Genomic DNA, 12724 nt, shown 5'->3' on the forward strand with positions numbered 1-12724 from the left:
GTTTTTATTTTTGCTTTACCAGCTCCATGAAACGAAGCATTTCCGGATTCAGATACTTATTCTGGTGATAAATCATCTGATATTCCCGATTGAGATCAATTCCATGCAGGGCAATAGGAAACAGAGTGCCCTTTTCCAGGTATTTTCGCACTTGCCGTTCCGGCAGTATGGCTATCCCCAGATTTGAATGTACGCCCCATAGGATTGCTTCATAGCTGCTGCTTTCCAGGGCAGGACGGAGAATAAAATCGTGGAGATGAAAGGCAGATTCAGCCAGTTTTCTGGTCTGACTGCCTTTTTCCCGTAAAAGAAAATGTTCTTCTTTTAAGTCATCCAGTGTGACATTTTTCATCTGGGAGAATGGATGGGAAGAACTGCATACTAAAATTAACTGTTCTCTGTCAAACGGTTCCTTCAGAATTTTATCAGAACTGCTTACGCCCTCTGTGAGTGCCAGGTCAAGCTGGTTTTCCAGAACGGCAGCCTCGATGCGGTCAGAGGTGTCGACTTTTATGTAAGGAGCGGGTAGCTGGCCTTTATTTGTATAACGATTCATTAAATCAGGCATCAGACAGATTCCGATCGTGCTGGAAAATCCGATCCGCAGCGGTGTGGTTTGTTCCTTTTTTTTAAATTCCAGATCCATTTCCTGATAAAGAGAGGTGATATGGGAAGCGAATTCATATAAATGGCGGGCTGCACCGGTCTTTTGAATACCTCTTCCGGCGCGTTCAAATAAGCGGATGGAATATTCCTGTTCCAGTTCCCGGATTGCCAGACTTACTGCAGGCTGGCTGATACTCAGCTTCTTTGCAGCCGCTGAGATGCTTTCTTCCTTATAAACCGTAACAAAAATGATCAGGGTTTTAATCGACATGACTGCCTCCTATCTAATATCCATATTAACATACAGGTTATATATGATATATAAGCAAAAAAATATGATTCAAGTAAAATAGATAAGGAAATTCTACCATACAGTCTGAGAAAAAACAATAACATACTTTACAAATGTGTAAATAGGGATTAAACTTCCAGATAACGCAGGGAGCATAGGGAGGCTGATGAATGAGAAAAAGAGGAAAAACATGTGCAGGTGTCCTTACACTGCTGGCAGCAGCAGTGCTTACCGGATGCGCAGGGCAGACAGGTTCCGAAAAGGTTAAAACAATTACAATTACCAATGTTTCATACGATGCAACCAGAGAGTTTTATCAGGAATACAACAGGATCTTCGAATCTTATTACCGGGACACCTATAAGACAAAAATAACGGTAGTGCAGTCCCATGGAGGGTCGGGAGGTCAGGCACGTTCGGTCATAGAAGGGGCAAAAGCAGACGTGGTGACTCTGGCTCTGGGTCAAGATATTACCATGATTGAAAAGTCAGGTCTGATTAATTCCGAATGGATTAAGGAATTTGAGGATAATTCATCACCCTATACCTCAGCAATTGTGTTTCTGGTTAGGAAAGGGAATAAAAAAAAGATAAAGGATTGGTCTGATCTGGTAAAGCCAGGTGTGGAGATTATCGCCCCGGATCCAAAGAGCAGCGGCGGTGCCTGTTGGAATTTCCTGGCTGCATGGCAGTATGCAAAAGTCACTTATCATGGAGATGAGGAGAAAATGAAATCATTTGCAGCGGACCTATACAGGAATGTTTCTGTTATGGATTCAGGTGCAAGGGGAGCCACCACTACCTTTGTGGAAAACGGTCAGGGAGATGTGCTGATTGCCTGGGAGAATGAAGCCATCAACACGGTGAAAGAGTATCCGGATCAATATGAAATTATTACGCCCGGAATCAGTATTCTTGCACAACCCAGTGTGGCGGTGGTGGATGAAAACGCACTCAGAGACAAAGCGGAGAAGGCTTCAGAGGAATACATAAAATATCTCTATTCCGATGAAGCCCAGAGACTGATCGGTAAATACGGATACAGACCCTCAAATAGGAAGATTCTTTCTGAGTTTTCCGAAACGTTTGATCTGAATGTAAATCTTTGTACCATTGATGATTTTGGCGGCTGGGATACTGCTTATAAAACCTATTTTGCAGACGAAGGAATCTTTGACGAGATTTACGGTAATTAGAGGGAGGAAAGTTACATGACAAAACTGTCAGATCCAAAAGAAAAAAAACAGCGTGTCATACCGGGATTCGGACTGAGTATGGGGATCACTCTGTTCATGCTTTCCGGCTTTATAATCATTCCTCTTGCCTCAGTGCTGGTGTATTCTTTTCAGTTATCACCGCGGGAGTTTATAAACCTGATTACAAAAACCAATGTGGTAAATGCGTTTAAAACCAGCCTGTTATGTTCCGTTTTTGCCGCATTTGTCAACAGTGTGTTCGGGCTGATTCTTGCCTGGGTGCTGGTGCGCTATGAGTTTCCAGGCAAACGGATTATGGATGGACTCATCGAACTTCCCTTTGCCCTTCCCACTGCAGTGGCAGGAATCACTCTGTCCAAATTGTATTCAGATACGGGTATTATGGGCCGGTTTCTGGGGCTGTTGGGGATAAAAGCAGCATATACGAAGACCGGACTGACCATCGCTCTGATTTTTATTGGAATACCATTTGTAGTGCGTTCCATTCAGCCGGTTCTTAAGACCCTTGATCCAAGATACGAAGAGGCGGCAGCAATTCTGGGAGCAGGAAAGTTTTATACATTCAGAAGGGTGATTCTGCCGGAGCTTGGACCTGCGCTTTTAACCGGATTTGGTCTTGCATTCGCAAGAGGGGTGGGGGAGTACGGCAGCGTAATCTATATATCCGGAAACAACGCCAGGGATCAGACACAGGTGGTTTCCTATGTGATTACGCAGAAACTCAATTATTTGGATTATCCTGGCGCAACGGCAATTGCTCTGGTGCTGCTTTTTCTGTCCTTTCTGGTTTTACTGTTTGTAAATATGATTCAGGTGCATCAGGCGAAGCGGACCAGCAGCTTATAGGAGGGAATTAGATGAAAATAAAAAGTAAATGGATTCTTATTGGAATCAGCGGCATATTTCTCTTTTTCATGCTGGTGCTGCCTTTAATCTCAGTTATCGTCAATTCACTGAAAGAGGGACTGGGATTTTATTTCAGATCATTGGCATCCCCTACTGTGAAATCAGCGTTAGGGGTCACTGTACTGGCAGCTGTAATTGCAGTTACAGTCAATACAATCTTTGGTATCTCGGCAGCATGGCTGATAACCAGATTTTCATTTAGAGGGAAGCAGATTCTTTCTGCAGTCATTGATATTCCGTTTTCCATATCTCCCGTTATTGCAGGGCTTGCTTTTTTAATGACGTTCGGGAGAATGGGGTGGGCTGGTGGTCTGATTGCCAGGCTGAATGAAGTCCTCGGAACAAATATCCGGATCGTATTTGCCGTTCCGGGGGTTGTGCTTGCAACTGTATTTGTCACATTTCCATTTGTATCAAGGGAAATCATACCGGTTCTTCTCTCAAAAGGAAAAGAAGAGGAAGAAGCGGCAGCACTGATGGGGGCTGGCGGATTTACCATATTCCGTAGGATTACGTTTCCTCATATACGTTTTGCACTTCTTTATGGGGTGATTCTCTGTACAGCGAGGGCATTTGGAGAGTTCGGGGCCGTCCATGCCCTGTCGAAAACCAGAGGGGAGACGTTCACCCTTCCTCTTGAAATCGATGCTCTTTATCTTTCCAGTTCATCGGAATCCATTACTTCGGCATTTGCTGTCTCTTCCATTCTGGTACTTATGGCGGTTGCAGTGCTGATCATACGCAATATTGCGGAGCATCAGGCAAAAAAGAATGGGAAAGAGGCGTAAAGGCTTCACCAGGAGGGTTTTATGTACATAGAAATGAAAAATATTGAAAAATCATATGGAGATTTTAAGGCCTCAAAAGAAGTGAATTTTGGTCTGAAAAAAGGAACGCTGGCTGCCCTTCTGGGACCCAGCGGAAGCGGTAAAACAACTATTTTACGGATGATTGCAGGTTTTGAAACACCGGACTCCGGAGATATCATGATCGATCAGAAGAGAGTTAATGATCTCCCGGCTGCTGAGAGAGGAATCGGTTTTGTATTTCAGAATTATGCACTGTTCCGGTACATGACGGTTTATGAAAATATCGCTTTTGGTCTGGAAGTAAAAAAAGTTCATAAAAAGCTGATCAGGGAACGGGTCATGGAGCTGCTGTCCTTAACTGGTCTGGAGGGGTTAGAGAAACGCTATCCCAATCAGCTTTCCGGCGGACAGCGTCAGAGGGTTGCATTTGCCAGAGCACTGGCACCAAACCCAGGCCTTTTGCTGCTTGATGAACCATTTGCAGCCATTGATTCGAAGGTGCGTCAGGAACTTCGCAGCTGGTTAAAGGAAATGATTCACAAGGTGGGTATTACCAGTATCTTTGTTACCCATGATCAGGATGAAGCGGTGGAGGTGGCAGATGAGATCATTGTCACCAATCAGGGAAGAATCGAACAGATCGCAACCCCATTTGAGATCTATAAAAATCCGGCAACCCCATTTGTAGCTGAATTTATCGGTCAGTCTGCCAGAATGGACGTATATCACAGGCTGAGGGGCTTTGAAAAAGGTGATTTTACAGGAGCGATTATCCGGCCCGAGTTTGTGGAAGCGTTTAAAAGTGACAATTCAAAATTCCAGGATGTGATTAAATATTCCCAGGAAGGAACCATTGAAGACATCTCCTTTCGGGGAAACTATCTGGAGGTACGGCTGAATGTAAATGGAGTTACCCTCACGACCCGCAGATCTCTGGAGAGGCGCCCTGTTGCCATTGGTGAGAAAATGAATGTAATTGTTTACAGGATTTATGCTTACGATGACAAAAAGGCGTATCTGCTGGAAAATTCATTGTTAAACGGAGTCAATATCGTCACATTCTGACATAGAAAAAAGAATCAGACAGAGGAGTTAAAGATGAGTATAAGATTGAAACGGGAAGTTATGACTGCAGATGTTCTGATTATAGGAGGAGGGACAGCAGGTTGTTATGCGGCGCTGACTCTTTCAAGAAGATCGGATTTAAGGGTTATTATTGCCGAAAAAGCCGGGATCAGGCGCAGCGGCTGTCTTGCGGCAGGGGTAAATGCAATCAATGCCTATATTACTGATGGGCAGACCCCCAAAGACTATGTGGATTACGCGATGAAAGATGCGGCAGGCATTGCAAGAAAAGATCTTTTGTTTACGGCAGCCAGTAGATTCAATGAAGTGACAGCTGATTTAGAACGGCTGGGTCTTGTCATTCTAAAGGATGAATCGGGCAATTACGTGACCAGAGGAAAACGCAACATTAAGATTAACGGAGAAAATATAAAGCCAATACTTGCAGACGCCGTATTGCAGGCATCCAATGTCACAGTATTGGAACATGTTAATATAACGGATCTGCTGGCTGATAACAATGAAGTAAAGGGAGCCGTGGGCTTTCATATGGAAGAAAACACCGCTTATGAGATAAGGGCAGCTGCAGTCATTGTTTCCACCGGAGGAGCAGCCGGTCTTTATAAACCCAACAATCCTGGATTTTCCCGCCATAAGATGTGGTACCCCCCATTTAACACGGGAGCCGGTTATGCCATGGGAATGAAAGCTGGTGCAGAAATGACATCGTTTGAAATGCGTTTTATTGCTCTCCGCTGCAAAGACACCATTGCCCCCACCGGAACAATTGCCCAGGGAGTCAGGGCAAAACAGATCAATTCCAGGGGTGAAATCTATGAAGATAAATACGGAATCACCACCAGTGAACGGGTATATGGAACCGTAAGGGAGAATCAGCTTGGCAATGGTCCCTGCTATCTACGTACCAAAGGAATTGACAAAGATACGGAGGAGGATTTACTGAAGGCATACTTAAATATGGCTCCCAGCCAGACTCTTAAATGGCTGCAAAATGACAGGACACCTGGAAAAGAGGATGTGGAAATAACGGGAACGGAGCCTTATATTGTCGGAGGCCATACTGCAAGCGGATACTGGATTAATACAAACAGAGAAACAACGCTTGGAGGTTTATATGCAGCAGGAGATGCAGCAGGGGGCTGTCCCCAGAAGTATGTGACCGGAGCCCTGGCAGAGGGGGAAATAGCTGCACTTGATATTATAGAAAAAGGCCGGAAGACTGAAATTTCGGATCAGGCTACACTTTTTGCAGATGAAAAAATCCGGGAGTATGAAAGTATTTTAAATGGTCCGGATGCTGCTTATACAGCAGAAGAACTGGAGGAGGCAATGCAGAAGGTGATGGATGAGTATGCAGGAGGCATTTCAGTCAATTATCAGTTTAATGAAAAGCAGTTAGAGATAGCTGCAGAAAAAATAAAGGAGATCACGAGTCTGACCAGATGTTTAAATGCCTCTGATATGCATGAGCTGATGTTTGTCTATGAACTGAAGGAGCGCCTGATTGTATGCCGTTTTGTTATTGCCCATCTGGGATATCGAAAGGAAACCAGGTGGCATTCCTTCCAGGAGAATCTGGACTATCCCAGGCCGGATGAGGCCTACCATAAATTTGTTAATTCCACAATGAAAGACGGCAGGCTGATATTAAAGCTGCGGGAGATAGGAAAGGAGAACAGATATGAGCATACGGATTTCTAAAGAGTCATGCGTGGGCTGTCTTGCCTGCACCCGTGTCTGTCCGGGCAGTCTCATAAAGGAAAAAGACGGCAAAGCATTTATTAAATATCCCAGGGACTGCTGGGGCTGCGCCTCCTGCGTGAAGGAGTGCCGGTTCGGAGCCATTGATTTTTATCTGGGAGCTGATCTGGGAGGAAATGGAACTGTGATGAACGTGTTGGAGAAGGGAGACCTCCTTCTCTGGAAAATCATAAGACCTGAGGGAACCGAACGCATCATTGAAGTGGACGGTAAAAATTCGAATAAGTATTAGAGGAGAAATTATTATGAGCAGATTATCCCATCTTGATGAATTGGAAGCAGAAGCAATTTATATTATCAGAGAAGTAGCCGCCCAGTGTGAGAAGCCGGTTATGCTTTATTCAATCGGAAAGGACAGTTCCGTCATGCTTCATCTGGCGTTAAAGGCATTCTATCCGGAGAAGCCGCCTTTCCCATTTCTCCATGTCAACACCACATGGAAGTTTAGAGAAATGATTGAATTCCGGGACAGGACAGCAAAGGAGCTGGGGATTGAGCTGTTGGAATACATCAATGAAGATGGTGTTGCACGGGGGATCAATCCATTTGACCACGGTTCTTCCTATACTGACATCATGAAGACCCAGGCATTAAAGCAGGCGCTTAATAAATATGGCTTTACAGCAGCTTTTGGAGGCGGAAGAAGAGACGAGGAAAAAAGCAGGGCCAAAGAGCGGATCTTTTCCTTTCGCAATGCCTCCCACGCCTGGGACCCCAAGAATCAGAGACCGGAGATGTGGAAGCTTTATAATACAGAGATTTATAAAGGAGAGAGCATACGTGTATTCCCTATTTCCAACTGGACGGAAAAAGACATCTGGCAGTACATAAAACAGGAAAATATTCCCATTGTTCCATTGTATTTTGCAGCGGAGAGACCAGTTGTTTACCGGGATCACGATATTATCATGGTGGATGATGACCGGATGCGGCTAAGTCCCGGAGAGGTTCCCCAGCTTAAAAAGGTTCGTTTCCGTACACTGGGCTGTTATCCTCTTTCCGGTGGAGTTCTTTCGGAAGCAGTTACCATTGATCAGATTATTGAAGAGACTCTAAGCTCCGTAGAATCAGAACGGACCAGCCGGGTGATTGACAAAGACGGCGGAGCCGCCAGTATGGAAAAGAGAAAGAGGGAGGGCTATTTCTAATGAACGGATTGCTGAAATTTATTACATGCGGAAGTGTGGATGATGGAAAATCAACTCTGATCGGGCATATACTTTACGACTCCAAACTGCTGTATGCAGATCAGGAAAAGGCACTGCTGCTTGACAGTAAGGTAGGGTCCAGGGGCGGTGAGATCGATTATTCCCTGCTTTTAGACGGACTGATGGCGGAACGGGAGCAGGGGATTACCATCGATGTGGCATACCGTTACTTCACAACGGAGAGAAGGAGCTTTATCGTGGCGGATACGCCGGGACATGAGGAATATACAAGAAATATGGCGGTAGGAGCTTCCTTTGCCCAGTTAGCAGTCATTCTTGTGGATGCAAAGCAGGGTGTTCTGGTACAGACGAGGCGTCATTTAAGGATCTGTTCCCTCATGGGAATCCGTCATTTTATCTTCGCAGTCAACAAGATGGATCTGGCAGAATACAGTCAGGAGCGGTTTGAAGAGATCAGTAAGAGTATTGCAGCTTTGACCGAGGAATTGTCCTTAAGACATGTAACCATAATTCCGGTCAGTGCCACGCAGGGGGATAATGTAACTGTAAAATCGGAACATATGCCATGGTATCAGGGCGAGACGCTCCTTGCCAGTCTGGAGCAGACGGAAGTGACTGAGGAGGATGGAAATGGTTTTTATATGCCTGTTCAGAGAGTATGCCGTCCTGACCATGAATTTCGGGGATTTCAGGGTCAGGTGGAATCAGGAATCGTCTCAGCCGGACAAATCCTTACAATACTCCCCGGAAATGAGACAGCAAAGGTAAAGAGCATTCTGGTGGGAGACCGGTTATCTGACCAGGCAGCTGCAGGCCAGGCGGTTACCATACAGCTTGACAGAGAGGTGGATGTGAGCCGGGGAAGCGTTCTGACGGTTCAGGATCAGCTGCCGGTAAGCAAAGAGGTGAAAGCTTCCATTCTGTGGATGGATGAAGCACCGCTTAAGGAAGGCAATGACTATCTTCTGAAGCTTGGAACAAGAATGCTTCCTGCCGTGGTGAAGCGCATTGATTACCGGGTGGATATAAACACAGGTGAACATTTGCCTGCTCAGGAGATCGGTAAGAATGAGATTGCCTCCTGTATGATTGAATTTTCCCAAAGAATTCCGGTTGATGAATTTAAAAGGAATAAAACCCTTGGTGAACTGATTTTAATAGACAGAGTCAGCCATATGACATCAGCCTGCGGCGTGGTAGAGCATGTTGAGAGCGGAGAAGAAAAACCATACTTTGAAAACCATGGGCTGCGGGCAGGTGGATATATTTTTGAAGAGTTCTATTTTAATCTGGAAAATGCCTTCCTTTCCAGACAGAAGACAAAGGAGACCACGTACCACCAGGGTGATCTCGTACCTGTTTCGGGAGACAGTTTCCAATATCCAGACTTTTTTGATATAATATCTTTGGATGACTCTGTGGCGGTTCTGGTACGGAACCGGACAATACAGGATATCATAAGTCTTGATGATTATGGCTATACAGGATTGCCGATTCTGGATGAGAGAGGCTTTGCATTAAAAATCGGTTCCAGTGAAGATCTGTTAAACTGCCTGACTGAATATAAAAATCTGACTTCTGAAAATAAAATTGCTTTCCATAATAAATGGTCAAAATTCGAAACATACAGACGGATTGTCTGCAATGAAAATTTCTGGATTATATAAGTCTATAAACAATAGCTGTTTTCCGCCTTGATTTTGGGAGGGAAGCAGCTTTTTTCACTGCAGTTATATGTCTATGGGATTGTGATGATTCTAAAAACACGTTATAATAATCACAGCTGTTAAAAGGAGGTGCAAGGAATGAAAAACAGAGAACTGACACTTCGTCCCTTCAATGATGCAGATATTAATTTGATGACCGTATGGCTAAAAAAAGACTATATTATAAATTGGTATCATGATGCAGACGAGTGGCTTGCTGAAATCAGCCAACGCAATGAAACGTATTGCTGGATACATCACTTTATCGTCATGGATTTCAAAACCCCAATTGGTTTTTGCCAGTATTACGACTGCTATGATGCAGGGGACTTAGAGAATTGGTATCATGTAACTATATCTGGAGATACGTTCTCGATTGATTATTTAATTGGTAATGAAGCGTATCTGAACAAAGGGTACGGGAAAGAAATCGTCAGGCTACTGACCAATACTATTCAAACAGAGGAAAATGCCAGACAGATTATTGTGAAACCGGAAAAAGAAAATCATGCTTCCAACCATGTGCTGATGTGGAATGGCTATATATTTGATGAGAAACAGAAATTTTACAGAAAGTTATTAAAGTAATTCTGATAAGAGTTAAATCATATTATTTCTATAGTTTTATTGGTAAATATGCATAAAAATGTCGCAGTATACTTGATACTGCGTAGTGAAAAATGTATAAAAAATTAGTATATTTAGATGATACAACACTTCTAATTAATTGTCAAATATTAGTATAATATGTAGAATTATGTATATTCAATCAAAAGAATCAAGTTGTTTTAATATGTGAAGATTGATTTACTTAAACAATCTTAATTAACCGTCAAAAACTGCGTCACTGAAAATCTGTTGATGGTATATTCAGTATATGAACACACCTGCTATATTAAAAAGATATGAATCCATAAAACGTCATTTCCATCGTCTTTTATATAAAAAAGTATGGAAATGGCGGTTTTTTTCTTGCTTTACGCAGTATCAAGTATACTGCGACTAATATTGGCGTGAATAATATACAAACCCCTGCAGCCCCATTTCGCAGTATAAGATTCCTGCACGCCCAGCAATATGTTGACTAAAAAGGAGAAAACTATGACGAAGCATACTACAGAAAAAAACGTGAAGAGGTTTCACAAATTCGGTTTAAAAAGTCTTCTGACTAAAATACTTTTTTTCGTCGGAATCCCTGTTATTGTGTCTTTTTGTATTGTAGGAACGGTCATTTTGTTTCTGGTTAAAACCAGTGTGGAAGATTTGACAAAAAAAGAACTGATTGCGAGATCACAGGTTGCAGCGGAGGAGATGAAAGGCTACTTTAATCAATATAAAAACAAAGCAGGTCAGCTGGCCCAGTCCGTTGCACTTGAGAAATTCTTTCTGGATTTAAAGCCTGGAACAGTTATTTCTGAGGAATCAGGATTTGAAGATATCAAACAAACCATGGTCAAATCCTATGAAAAAGATAAAGATTCCATCGTGGCATTTTGGATTGCAGATATAGATTCCAGCCAGCTGGCCCAGTCTGACGGGTTTGTTTCTGATAACACCTATCATGTCACAAAACGTCCCTGGTACCAGCTTTTAGTGGATTCGGGGAGTACAATTATGACTGAGCCTTTTGAGGATTTTGCCACAAAGGCACAGATTGTAAGTATCATATCACCTGTTTATGGAACGGATGGAAAAGAAATCATTGGTGCGGTAGGAATTGATTTTTCTCTCGATGGACTGGTAAACACCATTGGTTCCTATGAGCTTGGGGAGACTGGATTTTACATACTTACATCAAAAGAAGGACAGGTAATCTACCATCCGGACAAGGCTATGGTGAACAAAAAAATTGCTGATCTGGATATGTCCCAGAATATGAAAGAAGCACTTGCTTCTTCATCGGAAGGGTTCCTTTCGTTTACCTCGGAAAAATCGGGGACGGAAGGGTATGTACGAAAAGTGGGAGATACAGGCTGGACAGTAGCCGCGGGACTTCCGGTAAAGGAGTTTTATGAAGGATACCGGGCAATCACGGCATCGATGATTGCGGTATTTGCTGCTGCTGTTCTGGTGGTGGTAATTATGATTCTTGTGATATCCAGAATGATAGTTGCACCAATCAGGAAGCTGACCCGGACAGCTGATTTAATCGCTGACGGCAGACTGGATATATCAGCTGAGGTAAGTTCCGGCGATGAAACAGGGCAGATGGCTCTTGCATTAAACCGAACTGTGGTACAGCTAAACCGGTATATCGGATATATCCGTGAGATCACCCAGGTGCTTGAGGTTATGGCAGAAGGGAATATGCAGATAGAGCTTCATCAGGATTATAAAGGAGAATTTGCCCCTGTAAAAGACGCGCTTTTAACCATCTCCAGGTCTTTGAACAGGACTTTAAAACTGATTCAGGCCAGTGCTGATGAGGTAGGAACCGGTGCGGACCAGGTATCTCAGGGAGCTCAGACCCTGGCCTCAGGTTCCGCACAGCAGGCAGCGACTATTGAAGAATTAACGGCTGCAATTGAATCAATGTCTGAACAGGCTGATCAAAATTTAGAGCAGGTGAAGAAAGCAGCCGTATCCGTTCAGGAATCATCACAGGGACTTTCAAAAAGCAATGAATTTATGGAACAGCTAAGATCAGCAATGAAAGATATCAGCAGCTCCTCCGATAAGATTAACAGCATAACAAAGGTGATTGAAGACATCGCTTTCCAGACCAATATTCTCGCCTTAAATGCCGCAGTGGAGGCCGCAAGGGCGGGAGAAGCAGGAAAGGGATTTGCAGTGGTCGCCGATGAAGTCCGCAGTCTGGCTGAAAAATCGGCCCAGGCAGCAGGACAGACTGCAGCAATTATTGTTCATTCAGCAGATACCGTTTCCAGAGGAGAAAAACTGGTTGGTGTTACATCTGAGACATTAAATGAGGTAGCAGTTAACTCTGGTTTTGTGGAACAGGTTATTGGAGAGATAGAAGCAGCCTCTCAATCACAGGCAGAAGCAGCAAAACAGATGTCTCTGGGACTCAGTCAGGTATCTGCAGTGGTACAGTCCAATGCAGCGACTGCAGAGGAAAGCTCCGCTTCCAGCGAAGAGCTGGCCGCACAGGCGCAGACTCTTCAGGATGAGGCAGGAAGATTTAAACTCAGCTGATATGAAAAAATTATCA

The 12724-nt window shown here is 43.9% G+C and carries 11 protein-coding genes; 10 read left to right on the plus strand and 1 reads right to left on the minus strand.

Annotated elements, in window-relative coordinates; all coding sequences use genetic code 11:
* Positions 1–4: 4 nt before the first annotated feature.
* Positions 5–877, minus strand: coding sequence for a LysR family transcriptional regulator (locus CRO04_RS20555; protein WP_097006113.1), 873 nt, complete (start codon positions 875–877; stop codon positions 5–7).
* A 191-nt stretch (positions 878–1068) separates the two neighbouring features.
* On the opposite strand from CRO04_RS20555, the gene CRO04_RS20560 reads away from it, so the two are divergent.
* The 10 genes from CRO04_RS20560 (at position 1069) to CRO04_RS20605 (ending at position 12708) form a co-directional block, all read left to right on the plus strand.
* Positions 1069–2094 carry a sulfate ABC transporter substrate-binding protein gene (locus tag CRO04_RS20560; RefSeq protein WP_097006114.1) on the plus strand — a complete coding sequence of 342 codons (1026 nt, stop codon included), beginning with the start codon at positions 1069–1071 and terminating at the stop codon, positions 2092–2094.
* A gap of 15 nt (positions 2095–2109) precedes the next feature.
* A complete protein-coding gene (cysT, locus tag CRO04_RS20565) occupies positions 2110–2961 on the plus strand; it encodes a sulfate ABC transporter permease subunit CysT (RefSeq protein WP_097006115.1) in 852 nt (283 codons plus the stop codon).
* Between the two features lie 11 nt (positions 2962–2972).
* Complete coding sequence (locus tag CRO04_RS20570) at positions 2973–3809, plus strand: sulfate ABC transporter permease (protein ID WP_097006116.1); 837 nt, start codon at positions 2973–2975, stop codon at positions 3807–3809.
* A gap of 21 nt (positions 3810–3830) precedes the next feature.
* Positions 3831–4895, plus strand: coding sequence for an ABC transporter ATP-binding protein (locus tag CRO04_RS20575; RefSeq protein ID WP_097006117.1), 1065 nt, complete (start codon positions 3831–3833; stop codon positions 4893–4895).
* 33 nt (positions 4896–4928) lie between these two features.
* Entirely contained in the window at positions 4929–6617 is a 1689-nt protein-coding gene (locus CRO04_RS20580; protein ID WP_097006118.1) for an adenylyl-sulfate reductase subunit alpha, read from the plus strand.
* A complete protein-coding gene (locus CRO04_RS20585) occupies positions 6598–6909 on the plus strand; it encodes an indolepyruvate ferredoxin oxidoreductase subunit alpha (protein ID WP_097006119.1) in 312 nt (103 codons plus the stop codon). The genes CRO04_RS20580 and CRO04_RS20585 overlap by 20 nt, the downstream gene beginning before the upstream one ends.
* 13 nt (positions 6910–6922) lie before the next feature.
* On the plus strand, positions 6923–7825 hold the full coding sequence (cysD, locus tag CRO04_RS20590) for a sulfate adenylyltransferase subunit CysD (protein WP_097006120.1): 903 nt from the start codon (positions 6923–6925) through the stop codon (positions 7823–7825).
* Positions 7825–9513 carry a sulfate adenylyltransferase subunit 1 gene (locus CRO04_RS20595; protein ID WP_097006121.1) on the plus strand — a complete coding sequence of 563 codons (1689 nt, stop codon included), beginning with the start codon at positions 7825–7827 and terminating at the stop codon, positions 9511–9513. The genes cysD and CRO04_RS20595 overlap by 1 nt, the downstream gene beginning before the upstream one ends.
* 138 nt (positions 9514–9651) lie before the next feature.
* Complete coding sequence (locus CRO04_RS20600; RefSeq protein WP_097006122.1) at positions 9652–10140, plus strand: GNAT family N-acetyltransferase; 489 nt, start codon at positions 9652–9654, stop codon at positions 10138–10140.
* A gap of 513 nt (positions 10141–10653) precedes the next feature.
* A complete protein-coding gene (locus CRO04_RS20605) occupies positions 10654–12708 on the plus strand; it encodes a methyl-accepting chemotaxis protein (RefSeq protein WP_166432626.1) in 2055 nt (684 codons plus the stop codon).
* The last annotated feature ends 16 nt before the right edge of the window (positions 12709–12724 follow it).

The organism is Lacrimispora amygdalina (genome assembly GCF_900205965.1).
GTDB lineage: Bacteria > Bacillota > Clostridia > Lachnospirales > Lachnospiraceae > Lacrimispora > Lacrimispora amygdalina_A.

Coding starts and splice junctions, on each gene's coding strand:
- CRO04_RS20580 (WP_097006118.1), top strand. CDS start 4,929: ATGAGTATAAGATTGAAACGGGAAGTTATGACTGCAGATGTTCTGATT.
- CRO04_RS20575 (WP_097006117.1), top strand. CDS start 3,831: ATGTACATAGAAATGAAAAATATTGAAAAATCATATGGAGATTTTAAG.
- CRO04_RS20595 (WP_097006121.1), top strand. CDS start 7,825: ATGAACGGATTGCTGAAATTTATTACATGCGGAAGTGTGGATGATGGA.
- CRO04_RS20570 (WP_097006116.1), top strand. CDS start 2,973: ATGAAAATAAAAAGTAAATGGATTCTTATTGGAATCAGCGGCATATTT.
- CRO04_RS20585 (WP_097006119.1), top strand. CDS start 6,598: ATGAGCATACGGATTTCTAAAGAGTCATGCGTGGGCTGTCTTGCCTGC.
- CRO04_RS20600 (WP_097006122.1), top strand. CDS start 9,652: ATGAAAAACAGAGAACTGACACTTCGTCCCTTCAATGATGCAGATATT.
- cysT (WP_097006115.1), top strand. CDS start 2,110: ATGACAAAACTGTCAGATCCAAAAGAAAAAAAACAGCGTGTCATACCG.
- CRO04_RS20560 (WP_097006114.1), top strand. CDS start 1,069: ATGAGAAAAAGAGGAAAAACATGTGCAGGTGTCCTTACACTGCTGGCA.
- CRO04_RS20555 (WP_097006113.1), bottom strand. CDS start 877: ATGTCGATTAAAACCCTGATCATTTTTGTTACGGTTTATAAGGAAGAA.
- CRO04_RS20605 (WP_166432626.1), top strand. CDS start 10,654: ATGACGAAGCATACTACAGAAAAAAACGTGAAGAGGTTTCACAAATTC.
- cysD (WP_097006120.1), top strand. CDS start 6,923: ATGAGCAGATTATCCCATCTTGATGAATTGGAAGCAGAAGCAATTTAT.